The organism is Cryobacterium arcticum (assembly GCF_003185895.1).
GTDB lineage: Bacteria > Actinomycetota > Actinomycetes > Actinomycetales > Microbacteriaceae > Cryobacterium > Cryobacterium arcticum.
Genome location: NZ_QHLY01000007.1, coordinates 252,416 through 268,037, shown reverse-complemented (window position 1 = coordinate 268,037; position 15,622 = coordinate 252,416). Strand labels below are relative to the sequence as shown.

Annotated in this window: 12 protein-coding genes; 6 read left to right on the top strand and 6 right to left on the bottom strand. The window is 70.3% G+C overall.

Annotated features, from left to right (window positions below; all coding sequences use genetic code 11):
- The first annotated feature begins 57 nt into the window (after positions 1–57).
- The gene (locus tag CTB96_RS06870; RefSeq protein WP_181397175.1) at positions 58–957 is read left to right on the top strand and encodes a TOMM precursor leader peptide-binding protein; all 900 of its coding nucleotides are present in this window, start codon (positions 58–60) and stop codon (positions 955–957) included.
- Here CTB96_RS06870 and CTB96_RS06865 read toward each other — a convergent pair.
- Positions 848–2,557 carry an ATP-dependent helicase gene (locus CTB96_RS06865; protein ID WP_110126161.1) on the bottom strand — a complete coding sequence of 570 codons (1,710 nt, stop codon included), beginning with the start codon at positions 2,555–2,557 and terminating at the stop codon, positions 848–850. The genes CTB96_RS06870 and CTB96_RS06865 overlap by 110 nt on opposite strands.
- Positions 2,558–2,561: 4 nt before the next feature.
- A complete protein-coding gene (gene nudC, locus CTB96_RS06860) occupies positions 2,562–3,581 on the bottom strand; it encodes an NAD(+) diphosphatase (protein ID WP_110126160.1) in 1,020 nt (339 codons plus the stop codon).
- 94 nt (positions 3,582–3,675) lie between these two features.
- Between nudC and CTB96_RS06855 the strand changes: the two genes are divergently transcribed.
- Complete coding sequence (locus tag CTB96_RS06855) at positions 3,676–4,938, top strand: phosphotransferase (RefSeq protein ID WP_110126159.1); 1,263 nt, start codon at positions 3,676–3,678, stop codon at positions 4,936–4,938.
- On the opposite strand, the gene CTB96_RS06850 is transcribed toward CTB96_RS06855, so the two are convergent.
- Positions 4,842–8,261, bottom strand: a complete 3,420-nt coding sequence (locus CTB96_RS06850; RefSeq protein ID WP_110126158.1) for an ATP-dependent helicase — start codon at positions 8,259–8,261, stop codon at positions 4,842–4,844. The genes CTB96_RS06855 and CTB96_RS06850 overlap by 97 nt on opposite strands.
- Complete coding sequence (locus CTB96_RS06845; protein ID WP_110126157.1) at positions 8,258–11,665, bottom strand: ATP-dependent helicase; 3,408 nt, start codon at positions 11,663–11,665, stop codon at positions 8,258–8,260. The genes CTB96_RS06850 and CTB96_RS06845 overlap by 4 nt, the downstream gene beginning before the upstream one ends.
- A 99-nt stretch (positions 11,666–11,764) precedes the next feature.
- Here CTB96_RS06845 and CTB96_RS06840 point away from each other — a divergent pair, with 99 nt between their 5' ends.
- A complete protein-coding gene (locus CTB96_RS06840; protein ID WP_110126156.1) occupies positions 11,765–11,989 on the top strand; it encodes a DUF3107 domain-containing protein in 225 nt (74 codons plus the stop codon).
- A gap of 6 nt (positions 11,990–11,995) precedes the next feature.
- Entirely contained in the window at positions 11,996–12,298 is a 303-nt protein-coding gene (locus CTB96_RS06835; RefSeq protein ID WP_110126155.1) for a hypothetical protein, read from the top strand.
- Positions 12,299–12,394: 96 nt separating this feature from the next.
- Here CTB96_RS06835 and CTB96_RS06830 read toward each other — a convergent pair whose 3' ends face one another.
- Positions 12,395–13,096 (bottom strand): ferritin-like fold-containing protein, encoded by a 702-nt coding sequence (locus tag CTB96_RS06830; protein WP_110126154.1) that lies wholly within the window; start codon positions 13,094–13,096, stop codon positions 12,395–12,397.
- A gap of 183 nt (positions 13,097–13,279) precedes the next feature.
- Between CTB96_RS06830 and CTB96_RS06825 the strand changes: the two genes are divergently transcribed.
- Positions 13,280–14,761, top strand: a complete 1,482-nt coding sequence (locus tag CTB96_RS06825) for a DEAD/DEAH box helicase (protein WP_110126153.1) — start codon at positions 13,280–13,282, stop codon at positions 14,759–14,761.
- Positions 14,762–14,927: 166 nt separating this feature from the next.
- Positions 14,928–15,140: a hypothetical protein gene (locus CTB96_RS06820; RefSeq protein WP_110126152.1), complete on the top strand. Its 213-nt coding sequence runs from the start codon at positions 14,928–14,930 to the stop codon at positions 15,138–15,140.
- Here CTB96_RS06820 and CTB96_RS06815 read toward each other — a convergent pair.
- On the bottom strand, positions 15,133–15,591 hold the full coding sequence (locus CTB96_RS06815) for a GNAT family N-acetyltransferase (protein WP_219993229.1): 459 nt from the start codon (positions 15,589–15,591) through the stop codon (positions 15,133–15,135). The genes CTB96_RS06820 and CTB96_RS06815 overlap by 8 nt on opposite strands.
- Between the last annotated feature and the right edge of the window lie 31 nt (positions 15,592–15,622).

Below are 15,622 nucleotides of genomic sequence, written 5' to 3'. Positions count from 1 at the left end.
TTTTCGCGCCTGTGGATGAATCCGGCGGCAACGGGCGGTCTGGAGGAAGATCGCCGGATGATTGTTCGACTCGACCCGCGGTATCCGCTCGTCTGGCGCAGCCCCGACACCATCCAGCTGGGTATCGACCGGCCGTTGGCGATCGTGCCGGGGGTGACCGCCCCGCTGGAAGGCGTCATCGATGCGCTGCGGGCGGGCGTGCCCTGGTCGGGTGCGCTGATGTTGGGGCGCGAGGCCGGCGCCTCGGACGCCGCGACCACGGCCCTGCTGCAAGCGCTCGCGCCCGCACTGCTCGACACGGATGCCCGCCCGGCCGCGGCCGGCCCCGCGGAAGCCGAACCGGCAGCGGAGGCGCGGGCTCCGGCGACCCACCGACCTGTGGCCGTAGTCCACGTGGACGGCGCCGGACCCACGGCCCGCCGCATCCGGCAGCTGCTCGCCGATCTGGGCTTGACCGTGCTACAACCCGGGCAGGCCGGGCCAGACCCTTCCCTCGCCGTGATCGTGGACCACTTCGTGCTCTCACCCGAGCGGCACAACCGGTGGCTGCGCCGGGATCTCCCGCACCTGCCCGTACTGTTCAGCGACACCGAGGCGCGCATCGGCCCGTTGGTGGAGCCCGGCGCCGGCCCCTGCCTGACCTGTCTCGAACTCGACCGGGTGGATGCCGATCCGGCCTGGCCGGCGATCGCCACCCAGCTGCTGCATCGCACCGCTCCCACCGAGACGACTCGGGTCGGCATCGAGGTTGCCGCCACCGTGGCCGCGATCGTGCACGACAGGGTGTTCGCCGCGTCGAACGAATTCGCGGCGACGTCGATCGCGATCGACGCCGAGTCCCTCTCGGTCAGGCGCCGCGCGCACCGGCCGCACGAGCGGTGCGGATGCCGATTTCTGCCAGAAAACGTGATCGTTCTCGCGGGGAACGCTGCTGGTTTCCGGCCGCGGACCAGCTGAGCGACAGCCGCTTGCGCGCCCGGGTCACCCCCACGTAGAGCAGCCGGCGTTCCTCGTCGATCTGCTCGAAGTTTCCGGCGTAGCTGATCGGCACGAGCCCCTCAGAGAGCCCTGCGACGAAGACGGCGTCCCACTCCAGGCCCTTGGCCGAGTGCAGCGTCGCCAGGGTCACCGCGGCGACGGTGGGTTCGTGCTGGCCGGCCTGGCGTTCCATCAGCTCGTCGGTGAACTGGCGGAAGGTAGTGCCGGGAGCCGCCTGGTCGACGAGGCCCATGATGGCGTTCAACGCCTCCCACCGGTCCCGCACCGCTCCCCGGGTTTCCGGCGCCGTCTGGCTCCAGCCCAGCCCGCGCAGCACGTCGCTGACCGATTTGAACAGCGGCTCACCCATGATCGACACGGATGCCGCGCGCAGCGACATCACGGCCTGCTTCACCTCGGGCAGGTCGAAGAACCGCTTCGATCCGCGAATCTGGTAGCTCACGCCCACATCGCCCAGCGCGGTCTCGAGCAGCGCGGCCTGCACATTGACGCGGTAGAGCACCGCGATGTTCTCGGGCGCCATGCCGGCCTCGACGAGTTCGTAGATGTTCTGGGCGATGCCTCTGGCCTCTGCCATGTCGTTCGGGTACTCCCGCACCATCGGCTCCACGCCGGTCTCAGCGACGGCGGCGTGCAGCGACAGCGCGCCGGGCCGGCCGCGCATGAGCTGGTTGGCGGTGGCGACGATGGCCGCGGTGGAGCGGTAGTTCTGTTCCAGGCGCACCACTGTGGCGTCCTCGTAGTGCTTGGGGAAGTCCAGCAGGTAGTCGCTGCGCGCTCCGGCGAAGGAGTAGATCGTCTGGCTGGCGTCACCGACCACGCAGAGGTCGCGCCGGTCGCCCAGCCACAGCTTGAGCAGGTCGTACTGCAGCGGCGAGACGTCCTGGAACTCGTCGACGACGAAGAACCGGTACTGCTCGCGCACCTGCAGGGCCACGGAGGGTTCGGCCTCGATCATGCCGGCCATCGCCAGCAGCACGTCTTCGAAGTCGATCTGTTTGCGGTCGTCCTTGAGCCGTTCGTAGCCGGCCTGCATGTCCAGGGTCTGATCGATATCGAGCCTGCCCGGCAGTGCCCGGCCCGCGGTGGCGTACTGATCCAGGCTGAGCCCGCTGGTCTTGCGCCATTCGATCTCCCCGGCCAGGTCGCGCAGGGTGGCGGTGTCCAGTTTGAGCTTCAGTACCTCGGCGGCGTGGCCGAGCAGCCGGCCCTTGCCCTCGAGGATGCGCGGGGCCTGGCCGCCGACCACGTGCGGCCAGAAGTAGTTGAGCTGGCTCAGCGCCGCGGCGTGGAACGTGCGCGCGGCCACACCGCCGGCGCCGAGCTGGCGCAACCGGCCGCGCAGTTCGGCGGCGGAGCGGGCGGTGAAGGTGAGTGCCATCACCCGGCCCGGCGAATAGGCGCCGCTCATCACGCCGTAGGCGATGCGGTGCGTGATGGCCCTGGTCTTGCCGGTGCCGGCGCCGGCGAGCATGCAGACCGGCCCGATCAGGGCCTCCGCGGCCACGCGTTGCTGCGCGTCCAGCCCGGTGAGCAGGGATTCCGCGGTGGGCGGCATCCGGTCAGACACCGGGGCGCACCCGCTCGGGGTCGATCGCGGGCCGTTCGGCGGTGATCGGTTCGGTGGCGGGACGGGCCAGCCACTCGTCGATCAAGGCGCGGGCGATGGACGATTCGCCGGGCAGCATGATGCCGGTGTCGTCGCCGGTGAGCTCGGCGCGGCTGAACCAGCGCAGGTCGAGGATCTCGGTGCCGTCGGGTACGAGACCGGCCGAGTGCTGGCCGTCGGCGAGGCGGGCGGTGAAGCCGACCATGATCGACGCCGGGAACGGCCACGGCTGGGAGCCTTGGTAGACCGGGTCGGCGACCCTCAGGCCGGACTCCTCGAACACCTCGCGCACCACGGCGGACTCGAACGATTCTCCGGGCTCGACGAACCCGGCCAGCAGCGAGTACCGGGTGGCCTCCCACATCGCGTTGGAACCGAGCAGCACCCGGTCCTGGTCGTCGGTGATCAGCACGATCACGGCCGCGTCGGTGCGCGGGAACACATCGCTGCCGTCGACCGGGCAGTGTCGCACCCAGCCGCCGGTGGTCACGTCGGTGGCGGCGCCGCAGCGCGGGCAGTGCGGGTGCGAGGAGTGCCAGTGCAGGATGCCGAGGGATTCGGTGAGGATTCCGGTGTCCCGGTCGGAGAGCAGCGTGGCGTAGTCGCGGAGGCCCACCCACCGTGCCGGGTCCGCTTCGAGTTCGGCGGCTTGCTCGTCGTCGAGCGGGACCACCACGAGAGGCGTGCCCACGGGTTCGGCGGCGTCAGCGGCCAATGACCGGCCGAGATACACCCGCAGGGCGGATGCCGGCAGGTCCACGGGCAGGTCGGTCGGCGGTAGCAGCAACAATCGCGGTTGTTCGCCCGGCAGGGCGGGAGCGGCCAGCAGGGTCTTGCCCTTCCAGAGCGGCAGCAGCCGGGTAGCGGCATCCGCCCAGAGCCGCTCGAAGAGCTCCGGCTCGGCGCGTGCGTCGTGGTCGCGATCGACAGCGTGCCTGGACAGCGGCAGCCGGTCCGTGAACCTGAACGACATGAGACCCCTTTGGAGATCGGGCAACACGTGCCGAAGTTGTCTGCAGGCGTGGCGAATAGCCGCGCGGGAGGGATCTCGACCTAACCTATAAGGCATGGCCAGATCCCATCTCACTCTAGCCGCGTTGGCCACCAATGCAGTTCCAGAGCTCGACGTCGCCCACGCCCGAAATCACAGTCTCGGCGGCAACGGGTCGTTCGACTCTGCCCTGCTGATCACGCGCGACGAGAAGGAGCTGATCATCCGGGTTCCCACGTCTCAGGCGGCGGAAACCGAGCAGTCGGCCGATCTCGTGGCGCTGCGCGCCCTCACCACGGGCAACCGCAGCCGGCTGCCGTTCGATGTGCCGGTGTTCGTGGGCCAGGCTCCCTTCGAGGGCACGCGCGCCGTGGTCTACGAGCGCCTGCCCGGCGCGTCCTACGACGCGGATGCCCTGACCGGCCACGAAGGCGTGTCCGGGTCGATCGGCCGCGCCATCGCCGCGATCCACGGGCTGCCCTCCGCCTTCATCGGCGACGCCGGGCTGGTGCAGCAGAGTGCGCAGGATTGCCGCACCTCCACCATCGATCTGATCGACCGGGCCGCGAACACCGGCAAGCTGCCCGCCGCGCTGCTGCGCCGCTGGGAACTCGCCACCGACGACGACGCGCTCTGGCAGTTCGCGCCCACCGTCATCCACGGCTCCCTCTCCGCCGAGTCGTTTCTGATCAGCGACGACGCCGTGTGCGCAGTGCTCGGCTGGTCTGGCCTGAGCGTCGGCGACCCGGCCCGTGACCTGAACTGGTTGCTCGCCGCCCGGGGAGATGCCGCCGAGACCGCCATCGCGACCTACACCGCGGCCCGCCAGGGCAACGACCCGTTGATCACCCAACGCGCCATGCTTTACGCCGAGCTCGAGCTGGCCCGCTGGCTGCTGCACGGTGTCGACCTGCACAACGACGCCATCATCGACGACGCCGTGGCCATGCTCGACGGCCTGGTCGACAACGTGCACAGCCACACCATGAACTCGCTCTCCCCCGAGACCGGGCCCATCCTCAGCGTGACCGACGTGGAAACCATGCTCAAGGACACCCCGCGCACCCGCGCGACCGGGTCGGCCGGTCGCAACAGCGACGAGAGCAGCGACTACGGCACCAGCGAGTTCGCCGACACCGGGTCATTCTCCCGGGTGACGAGCTTCGACGGCACCGGGTTCGACGTGCCGGACATCGGTGTTGTCGGCAGCGACCGAACCGCCATGGATCCGGCCAGTACCGACTACGTCGACGACACGACCGGCCCCGTTCCCACGATCGACTCGGCGGATGACGCTGACACCGACGACCAGGCCCGCAAGAGGTCTTCCTCGGAGTAGAGCCGCTCGGGCGAGACGATGCGGTCGTCGGCGACGAAGTAGAACACGGCGTCGACGGTGGCCGGGTCGATGCCCTTCCACCGGGCGTAGGCCAGCCGGTACAGCGCCAACTGGGTCTGCTTGAGTTCGAGGTCGGCGGCGTCCTTGGGCGCCTTGCCGGTCTTCCAGTCCACCACCTGATAGCCCGTTTCGGTGCGGTACACAGCATCGAGCTTGCAGATGAACACCTGGTCGCCCAACACGTGGTGGATCTCGATCTCCACGTCTTCCGGCGCCAGGTTCGCCCACGGGGATCGCTCGAAGGTGGCCTGGTACCTGCTGAGCTGCTCGGTCTCGAACGGAATGCCGTCGCCGCTGGCGTCGACGTCGGAGTCGAGCTCGAGGTCGAGCTCGTCGAGGCCGGCGTCGATCAGATCGCCCGAGAACGCGCCACTCGAGCGCTGTTCCACCCAGGAGTGGAACAAGGTTCCCAGGCGGGTGGCCCGGTACGGGCGCTCCGGCATCGGCCGGCGTAGCCGGGCCAGCACGGCCTGCGGGTCGTCGACGTAGTCCTTGAACCTGGACGCGGGGATTCGGGTCGGCAGGTCGAGCACGCCGGGGCCGGCGAGCCGTTGGGCCCGCTCCCTGAGCAGCAGGGTCACCTCGCGCGTCCAGGGCGTCTCTGCCGGTGTGCCCGACTCGTCGTCGGCATCCGTGCCCTTCTCATGAGCGCGCACCAGGGCGGCCGCGGCCTCCACCACCGGGCGGCGGGTGCCGAGCGGGTCGAACGGCCAGACCTCCGTGGCGTCCTGGTCGGTCACGGGCTTCTCGTCGTGCTCGCTGCCCTCTGGGAGGTCGGCGATCAAACCGGCCTCGGCCAGCTCGAGCAGGTACCGGCTCGGCTTTCGCACGGTCGTACCGCCGCCCCAGAATGCCCCGGTGAGCAGCAACTGCTGCTGTGCCCGGGTGGTGGCCACGTAGATCAGCCGGCGTTCCTCGGCGTCGTGGCGGTTGGCGAGCTCCTCTTTATAGAGTTCGTAGTCGATGTCGAACGACAGCTGGGTCTCGTGGCCGAGGCGGCGGAGCTCTGGCAGCTCGGCCCGGTCGCCCCGGCAGGGGTAGGGCAGCTCGCCGAACCGCAACCAGCCGGAGACTTCCCGGCTCGGCGCGGGCAGGTTCTTCTCGGTGAGCCCGGGGATCGCCACGTAATCCCACTCCAAGCCTTTGGAACCGTGGATGGTGAGCAGCTGCACGGTGCCGGGCTCGGCGGCCTCGCCGCGTGGCCCCAGGTCGTCCTGCCGTTCGGCGCGGGCGAGCCAGCGCAGGAAGCTGGCCAGGGTGCCCACTTCGTCGCTGTCCAGGAACGCCGAGACGGCGTCGTGGAAGGCGTAGAGATTGGCCAGGGCTCGGCCGTGGTTCTCGTTGGCGACGAGTTCGAGGTCGAGCAGGGTCTCCTGTTCGATCAGCCGCACGAAGTCCAGCAGCCCCAGGTTCGCCCGGCTGCGGAGCCAGGCGAGTTGGCGGCCTGCCTGACGCAGGCGCTGCCGGCCGTCGTCGCTGAAGTCGGCGAGTTGCCCGTGCGTTTCGGGGGCCGAGGCGACGAAGTCGAGGGCGTCAACGAGCGACCGGCTCTCCTCGGTGGCGACGGACGCACGCAGCTTGGCCTTGAGTTCGTCGGTCACGGCTTTCTGGGCCCAGTCGTGGGTGGCCAGCCAGCCGGCCACATTCGACAGCACCTGCAGGTCGCGCACGCCGATGCGCCAGCGGCCCCCGGTGAGCAGCCGGATCAGGTCGCTGCCGGCGGCCGGGTCGTGCACCACCCGCAGCACGGCGAGCACGTCGGCCACCTCCGGCGTCGAGAGCAGTCCACCGAGGCCGAGCACGTGCGCGGGCACGCCGTGTTCGCGCAGCACCTCGGCGTAGAACTCCATGTCGCGGCGGGCACGGAACAGCATCGCGCCGGACTCGGGCTCGGCGTCGGGTTCACCTGTGCCGGGCCCTGTGCCGAGCCGCTGGGCGAACCAGCGGGCGATGGCGGCGGCTTCATCGGCGATGCTCTCGTGCATGGCCGCCTGCACCTGGCCGGCGGCCTTCCCGGCGGGCACTTTGAGCGTTTCTACCTGGATACCGTTCGGACGGGCGCGCAGCTGGGCGCTCAGCGGTGCGACCAGGGCGTTGGCGGTCTCGAGCACGGCGACCGGGTTGCGCCAGGTGAAGGAGAGCGACATCGACGGTGCCTGGGTGTTGGGCAGGTCGGCGAAGTCGGTGGAGAAGCCGAGCAGGTTGGCGGAGCTGGCGCCCCGCCAGCCGTAGATGGACTGGTGCGGGTCGCCGACGGCCATGACCGGGTGGTGGGCGAACAGGGTGCGCAGCAGCTCGGTCTGCAGCACCGAGGTGTCCTGGTATTCGTCGAGCAGCACAATCCGGTACTGGTCCCGGTAGCGGGACACCACGGCGGGCACCTTGCGGCAGACCTGCAGGGCCAGGGCAACCTGGTCGGAGAATTCGATCAGGCCCTGCCTGCGTTTCTCGGCCTGGAAGGCATCCGCGAGTTCGGCCAGCACGGGCAGCGGGGCGACGGCGCTGATGGCCTCGAGCACCGAGTCGTACGGCTTCTTCTTGCGGGGGTTGCCGTAGGGCAGGTCGGCGAGGTAGCCGAAGCTCTGCGCCAACCTGGCGAGGTCGTGCGGCACGGGCTCCTCGCCGGGCACGAACGGGGGCGGGTTCTCGGCCAGCGCGCGGCTCAGCGAGAGCACGGCATCCGTCACGGCGTCGACGCCCTTGCCGTATTGCACCAGCCGGCCGTCGCCCTGGGCCACGACCACTCGGCGGGCGAGCAACCAGGCGCTGGTCTCGCTGAGCAGCACGGATTCAGGTTCGCGGCCGAGCAGCAGGGCGTTGTCGGTGAACAGCCGGCTCGCGAAGGAGTTGTAGGTGGAGACGGCGGGCGCGTTGAACAGGTCGGCGGAGTCGAGGCCGGGCCGGGAGGCGAGCCCGGTGACCGGGTCGGCCGCGTCGGTCGTCGGCATCAGCCCGGCCTCACTCAGCTGCCGGATGCGGCCGTTGATGCGTTCGGCGAGCTCGCCGGCGGCCTTGCGGGTGAAGGTGAGGCCGAGGATCTGGTCGGGCCGGGCGTGCCCGTTGGCCAGCAGCCAGAGCACCCGGTTGGCCATGGTCTCGGTCTTGCCGCTGCCGGCTCCGGCCACCACCAGGGTGGGCGTGAGCGGCGCCTCGATCACGGCCTGCTGTTCGCTGGTGGGCGGGAACATGCCCAGCGCGCTGGCGATGTCCAGGGCCGACACCGGCGCCCGTGGCGGCCGGATCGGTACGGTTTCGTTGCTCATGAGCTGACCTGCTTGATGACGTGGATCCGGCACGAGCCGTAGGAGCGGGGGTTGAGGCAGTGATCGGCGATCTCGGCCACGAAGGTGGCGCCGCCCATGCCGGCGGCGTCGTCGGTGACCCGGGTGGTGAAGGTCGCGAGTTCCTCGGGGCTGAAAGCGGGCTGGGTGGGGTTGCGGTAGTTCTGCTTCTGGGTGCCGGAGGAGACGATCACCAGGCGGGCGCCGGCCAGGTCCATGCCCGGTTCGAGGCCGTCGATGACGCCGGCGGAGAAGGCCAGCTGGTAGGCGCCGAGCTGGGGGTGCTCGGCGACGCCGCTGTCGCTGGTGGGGTCGCCCTTGCCGGTCTTGAGGTCCACGATCACGGCGCGGCCGTCGGGCAGTCGTTCCACTCGGTCGATGGTGCCGGAGAGCACGGCGCCGTCCAGGTCGAGCGCGAACCGGCCCTCGGCGCTGAGCAGCCGGGTGCCGTCGCGGGCACCGTCGCCGAGGTAGGCGGCGAGCCGGTCGGTGAGTTCGCGGGCCTGGGTCTTCTGCACCCGGGATTGCCAGTCGGCGTCGAAGGCGAGTTCGCCCCAGCGGGCCTCAACGCCGGCCCAGAGCGCATCCGCGGTGATCGCGGCCGGGTCGGCGGGGCGCGCGGGGTCGGTGGCATCTTCCATCACCTTGTGGATGATCGTGCCGAGGTTGGCTGCTGTGCTCGAGTCGCCGCCGCCGATCTGGCCGATCAGCCAGTGCAGCGGGCAGGTCTCGAACGCCGACATCTTCGACGGCGACACCCGCACCGGCCCGTCGCCGGCCTCCGGATCGTTGAGCGGCCGGTCGGTGCTGGCGGCGCGCAGGCCGTACCACTCGTCGGGTGAGGCGCCCGGCACCTTTTCCTCGGCCAGGCGGGCGAGCGTGGCCGCGGCATCCGTCGCCCGCACGGGCAGCACGGCGGGCAGCGTGGCGACGGGATCGGACTCGGCGTCAGCGGCCACGTGCAGCCGGGGGCGCAGGGTCTGGGTGAGGTCGCGGCGGAGGCGCCCGACCAGGCCGCGTAGCGACAGCGGGTATCGGGTCAGCGGGGCCGGGTCCGGCTCCGGCAGCAGGCGCAGGAACGCCGACGGCTGGTTGTCGTCGTTGTCGACCGCGGTCACCAGCAGCTCGGTCGTACTGCGAGAGGCCGCCTGGGCGAACATGCGCAGTTCGTCGTGCAGCACACTGGTGCGGGCTCCGGCCGGGTCGGGGGTCTCCCCCGCGGCCAGCAGGGCCAGGTCGCCGGCGCCGAGCAGCGAGCCGCGGATGCGCAGGTCGGGCCACACGTTCTCCTGCACGCCGGCGAGCACCACCAGGTCATAGTCCCGGCCGATGGTGCCGCTGGGGGTGGCCACGAGCACCGATTCGGCCAGCGCCCGGGGAGCGAGGGTGTCCTCGGGCACATCGGTGTCGACGAGGTGCTCCACGAACAATACGGGCGGCGCTTCCGGGGTTCGCTCCACGAACCGTTGCGCGGCGGAGAACAGGGCAACGACGGCGTCGAGATTGTGGTTCGCCTCGTCGGCATCGATGCCGGTGCCGGTGGACTGCTCACTCCAGGCGGGAGCGAGGCCGCTGCGCTGCCAGAGCCCCCAGAGCAGTTCTTCGATGGTGGCGCCGGCGGCGAACGCCGTGCGGGTCTGGCGCAGGTTCTTGGCGCAGGAGGTGGCCCGGCGGGCGGTGCGGTTGTCGATCCGGTCGAGCAGGCCGGGGGTGGTGAACACGGCCACCAGCAACTCGTCCGCGGTGCGGGCGGCGCGATCGGTCGATTCGGGTTCGCTGAGTTCCTGCTGCCGGAGCGCGGCGCGCAAGCGGCGCAGGGTGATCGGGTCGAGGCCGCCGAGCGGGCCGCGCAGCAGTTCGACGGCCGCATCGGCGTCGAGTTCACGGCGGCCGAGGGTGATGTCGAGCGCGAGGATGAAGGCACGCACCGCGGGTTCGTCGCGCAGGGCCGCTTGGGAGGCGGCCACCTGGGTGGGCACCTCGAGGGCGGCCAGACCCTTCGACAGCGCGGGCACGAGGGCACCGGTGCGCACGATCACGGCCATGCGCCCCCAGGGCAGGCCGTCCAGGACGTGCCGTTCGCGCAGCCGCCGGGCGATCACGGCCAGCTGGTCGGCCGGGCTCGCGGTGACCACGGTCTGTACGTTCGGTGCGATCCCGGTGTCCGGCGTGACGGCCGTTGGGTCGCCGGGCATGGCAGCGGAGATGTCGACCGCTGAGTCGACGGCGGCAGCTGTGGCTTCGTCTAGGCTGCCGGCGGCCCGTTGGGTTCCGGCGGCGGCGGCGCCGATCCGGCCCGTGAACTCGCGGATCACGGTGCGCAGCTCAGTGCCGTGCCGGTACACCGTGCCGAGGTTCAGCGTGGCCACGTCGGGCAGCCGCAGGTACGAGCCGAGGCGACCGAGCGCATCCGGGTGGGCGCCGCGGAACGAGCCGGTGCTGAGGTCGGGGTCGCCGAACGCCACCACGGTCACGCCGCGGGCGGCGAACTGGGCGAGCAGGGCCAGCGTCGACTGGGTGGCCTCCTGGGCGTCATCGAGCACGATCAGCCGCAGGCCGGCGAGCGGGCCGAGCGGGTTGCTCGAGGTCACGGCAGCCACGCCCGCGGTAGTCGGGCCGGCACCGGCTGATCCGCCGACCGTGCGCCGGGCCAGCCGCGGCGCATCCTGCACGATCGCGGCAGCGAACTGCACCAGCTCGGTGGAGTCGAACTGGCCGGGGCGGCTCTGGTCCTTGATCTCCTGGTAGCCGCGGATGAAGGCGGCGGCCGCTGCCCACTCCGGCCGGTCATTCTCGGCGGCGAGGCCGGCAAGACGGTCGGGCGTGACACCGTATTCCACCGCGCGCATCATCAGGTCGCGCAGCTCGGTGCGGAAGCCCCGCAATGCTCGCACCTCCGCGTCGAGCGGGCTCGGCCACGCCGGACCTGTGCCCTCGAGAATGTCTCCGGCCAGAATCTCGGCGATGATCTGGTCCTGCTCGCCGCCGGTGAGCAGGGTGGGGCTGGTTCGCCCGGCTGCGACCTCGGCGTTCCGCACGATCTGGAAGGCCACGGAGTTCGCGGTGCGGGCCAACGGACCGTTCGTGGGCACGCGCAAGCGGAGGGCCAACCGGTCACGCAACTCCGTCGCCCCGGTGCGGGTCGGCACGAGCACCAGCACCTCGCTGGGCGTGAGGCCGCCGGCCACCCGGTCGGCGACGAATTCCACCAGCGTGGTGGTCTTGCCGCTGCCGGGCGCGCCGATCACCGCCGCCGAGCGATCGACCGGCAGGGCGAGCACCGCGCACTGCGAGGCATCCAGGTCGAGAGGCTGGCCGGGGGTGGATTCCGCGGCCGGCCGCACCTCTGCGGCTGGCTGGTCGAGCAGTTCGGACACCGGGTTCATCACGCTCCAACGGTAACGGGTTGCGCCGACAGTGAACGTGGCAGGGCAGCCTGACGGCATGTCGTAATCTGGGCGGATAGGCAACCGAAAGGCGCATCCGTGGACATTCGCATTGGCATCTTCAACTCCCCCCGGGAGATCAGCTTCGAGTCAACCCAGCCGGCCAACGAGATCGAGGAGACCGTCGCGGCCGCCCTCGCCGGCCAGACCGGCTACCTCAAGCTCAGCGACAAGAAGGGGCACGTCTACATCGTGCCGACCGTGGGCCTGGCCTACGTCGAGCTGGGCTCGGAGTCCTCTCGCCGTGTCGGCTTCGTCGCGTAACTCCTGATGGAGCTCCTGTTCGTCGCGCTCGGCGGCGCATTGCTCGGCCTGGCCGCCCGCTACGCCCTGCCCAACCGGCTCACGCACGGCTCCGTGCTGGTGCCGGCCGTCGGCACCGGGGTCGCGGCTCTGGTCTGGGTCGTGCTGACCTGGCTCGGCTGGGCGTGGGACGGCGGCTGGATCTGGTGGGTGTCGTTCATTGTCGCCGGCGTCGCAGCGGTCGTGGTGGACGTGCTCGTCGGGCGTCGGCGCCAGGCGGCCGACCTCGCGATGCTGCACTCGATCAGCAAGACCGGGCTGCCCGCTTAGCCTGCTCCGCACGACACACCCCCGCCGGATTCGGCGGGGGTGTTCGTGTTCCGGCGCGGGTCGCGGGGGCAGCGCGGTGCGCGACTCGACGAGGGGCTACGCGGTGAGGCCCAGACCATCCATGCGGCGGGTGTGCGCGGCGATCAGCTCGGTGAAGACAGGTTCGATGCGGGAGTCCTGCGTGACGGCCATGGCCGACCGCGCCACGAGCAGGGTGTCGCCCACCAGGCGGCGGCCCCACAGGGCCAGGCGCGACTCCAGCGCCGGCTGGGCGGCAAGAGCGGCGGTGAGTTCCCGCATCAGCACCTCGGTGCCGCCGTGCTCGCCGAGCAGATGTGCGATGCGCGGGCCGATATCCCCCGGCAGCGCGTCGGAGAGCCGGATGAAGAAGTCGTCGAGCAGGCCGCCGGTGAGGTAGCAGCTGAGCAGAAGTTCCGACCAGTCGTCGCCCGCTGTCGCCGCCCGGAACCTGTCAAGGGCCGGCACGAACGGGCTCATCACAGTGGCCGGTTCACCATCGCGACGGCGGATCTCTTCGATCAGGCCGTGGTGCTTCGACAGCGCGCGTCCGGCAGCGAGGCTCAGGCCCTCCTTGGCCGCGAGGTTCGGGGCCGAGATCACGGCCGTCGACAGGCTCTCGAACATGCCCAGTTCGAAATACGCGGCCTGGCCGAGGTAGGTGAGCAGGTCGGGAACGAGCTCGGTGATGTCGACTTTCGTCGTCGCCCGCCGTTCAGCCCTGGCCGACAGCCGGGGCGTCTCTGCCCGTTTCGGACGTTCACCTAACCACGAGATCACCAGCCAAGCATAGGTCCACCGTCCCGGCTTCGCTGGCCCGCCGCACGGTGCGCGGTGTGGTAAACGGCGTTAACACAGGGCCGACCGATAGTCTGGACACATTCACCGGCGCGGATCGGTGTACTTGCGCCTGAAGCAAAAGACGGGCGCATCCCGCTTCTAGCTAGACAGGCAACCAAAAACGTGACCTTTACCGAACTCAATATCGACGCAGACATGGTCGAGGCTCTCGCTTCCAAGGGCATCCTCGAGCCGTTCCCGATCCAGACGCAGACTATCCCCCTCGCCCTCAGCGGCCAGGACATCATCGGTCAGGCCAAGACCGGAACCGGTAAGACCCTCGGCTTCGGGCTGCCGCTGATCCAGCGCCTCGGCCTCAACCCCGAGCCCGGCGTGCAGGCCCTCGTCGTCGTGCCCACCCGCGAGCTGTGCGTGCAGGTCAGTGAAGACCTCGAGCTCGCTGCCAGCAACCGCGGCACCAGCATCGTCTCCATCTACGGCGGCAAGGCCTACGAGGGTCAGATCGAGCAGCTCAAGGCCGGCGCGCAGATCGTCGTCGGCACCCCCGGGCGCCTGCTCGACCTCGCCAGCCAGCGCCTGCTCAGCCTCGCCAACGTGCGTGAGATGGTTCTCGACGAGGCCGACAAGATGCTCGACCTCGGCTTCCTCGCCGACATCGAGAAGCTGTTCTCGCAGACGCCGTCCACCCGCCACACCATGCTCTTCTCGGCCACCATGCCCGGCCCGATTGTGGCCCTGGCCCGTCGGTTCATGACCAAGCCGATCCACATCCGCGCGAGCGACCCCGACGAGGGCCTCATGCAGGCCAACATCGAGCACCTGGTCTACCGCGCGCACAACATGGACAAGGACGAGGTCATCGGCCGCATCCTGATGGCTGAGGGCCGCGGCAAGACCGTGATCTTCACCCGCACCAAGCGTGCGGCGGCCAAGCTGGTCGAGGAACTCGGCGACCGCGGTTTCAACGCCACCGCCGTGCACGGCGACCTCAACCAGGAGCAGCGTGAGCGCGCGATGGCCTCGTTCAAGGCCGGCAAGAAAGACATCCTGATCGCCACGGATGTCGCCGCCCGCGGCATCGACGTCGACGACGTCACCCACGTGATCAACCACACCATCCCCGAAGACGAGAAAGCCTACCTGCACCGCGTGGGCCGCACCGGCCGCGCCGGCAAGACCGGCATCGCGGTCACCTTCGTGGACTGGGATGACATGCCCAAGTGGACCCTCATCAACAAGGCCCTCGACTTCGGCACCCCCGAGCCGCAGGAGACCTACTCCTCGTCGCCGCACCTCTACACCGACCTCAACATCCCCGCCGGGTCGAAGGGCCGCCTGCGCGCGACCCCGATCAAGGAAACCGTGCCGGGCGCGGCTTCCGGTCGGGACGCCAACCGCGGCGGACGCAGCGACAGCCGCTCCGGCGGACGCTCCGATGCCGGCCGCTCTGGCTCCGCCCGTTCGTCCGACCAGGCCAGCCGCCCGCGCACCCGCGTCGGCAGCAGCACCAACCCGGATGCTCCCGCCGCCACCGCGGCAGCAGGGACGCACGACGGCGGAGGCACCGAGCACCACGACGGCAACAGCGCACCGCGCCGTCGCAGCCGCACCCGCCGCCGCAACCCGCAGGCGCCCACCGCGTAACGCTCAACCGACTTGCCACAAACGGCCCCCTGACCTCGCGTCAGGGGGCCGTTTCTGTCATCTCGGCGCACCCGGCCCCGTCGAGTTGCCACTTCTGGCCCCTTCAGCACGCGCGAGGGGGCACAAACTGGCAACTCACGAGAGCGGGCGGCACAACGCTCGCGGCATGGACATGCAATTGACACTCGTGGAGCTGGCCAAGGAGCTCGGCATCAGCCAGCTCACCGCTCGGGGCAATCAGCTCGGCTTCGATTACTCCATCGCGGCAACCGATGACACAGCCCTCGCCGCCATCCAGACCGTTGCCGACGCTTGCCTGCTCGAATTCTACGACGCGGTCGGGCGGGTCTGGGTCTCGCAGGCTACGAAGCTCACCTGAGCGGCCGACTCCACGCCACTTCGCGAGCCAACTGCCCCGTTCCGGCGAAATACCGCACCTGATGGGTGGATGGCAGCGCTTCGGCGAGGTCCTCGGTGGTCGCCGGTGTGAACCCTAGCCGCTGCCAGAACTCCCCAGAGCGGCGGCTGAACAGCCACGCCTGGTCCGCGCCGCACTCTGCGGCACGATCGAGCACGAATCCGGCCAAGGCGACGCCAGTTCCCCGGTTCCGGCGGGTCGGATCCACGGCGACACTGCGGATGAGTACCTGACTGCCGTCGTCGCTGCATTCGAATCCGGTGCTGGCGACGATGGCGCCTGACTCCGCGTCACGCTCAATCCACAACCGCACTGTCGGGGAGTCCAGCCCGCTCAGGGTGAGGTCGACGTTCCGGAGGAACTCGATCAGCTCTCCGCGATCACGTGGAGTCATCGGGGACAGCTGGAGCATGCCTCCAGGATACGGGGAGCGGAGGTCATGC

Bases quoted from the DNA above. Each gene is read 5' to 3' on its own strand.
- CTB96_RS06850 (WP_110126158.1), bottom strand. From the start codon at position 8,261: ATGAGCAACGAAACCGTACCGATCCGGCCGCCACGGGCGCCGGTGTCG.
- CTB96_RS06815 (WP_219993229.1), bottom strand. From the start codon at position 15,591: ATGCTCCAGCTGTCCCCGATGACTCCACGTGATCGCGGAGAGCTGATC.
- CTB96_RS06855 (WP_110126159.1), top strand. From the start codon at position 3,676: ATGGCCAGATCCCATCTCACTCTAGCCGCGTTGGCCACCAATGCAGTT.
- nudC (WP_110126160.1), bottom strand. From the start codon at position 3,581: ATGTCGTTCAGGTTCACGGACCGGCTGCCGCTGTCCAGGCACGCTGTC.
- CTB96_RS06835 (WP_110126155.1), top strand. From the start codon at position 11,996: ATGGAGCTCCTGTTCGTCGCGCTCGGCGGCGCATTGCTCGGCCTGGCC.
- CTB96_RS06845 (WP_110126157.1), bottom strand. From the start codon at position 11,665: ATGAACCCGGTGTCCGAACTGCTCGACCAGCCAGCCGCAGAGGTGCGG.
- CTB96_RS06870 (WP_181397175.1), top strand. From the start codon at position 58: ATGATTGTTCGACTCGACCCGCGGTATCCGCTCGTCTGGCGCAGCCCC.
- CTB96_RS06865 (WP_110126161.1), bottom strand. From the start codon at position 2,557: ATGCCGCCCACCGCGGAATCCCTGCTCACCGGGCTGGACGCGCAGCAA.
- CTB96_RS06820 (WP_110126152.1), top strand. From the start codon at position 14,928: ATGGACATGCAATTGACACTCGTGGAGCTGGCCAAGGAGCTCGGCATC.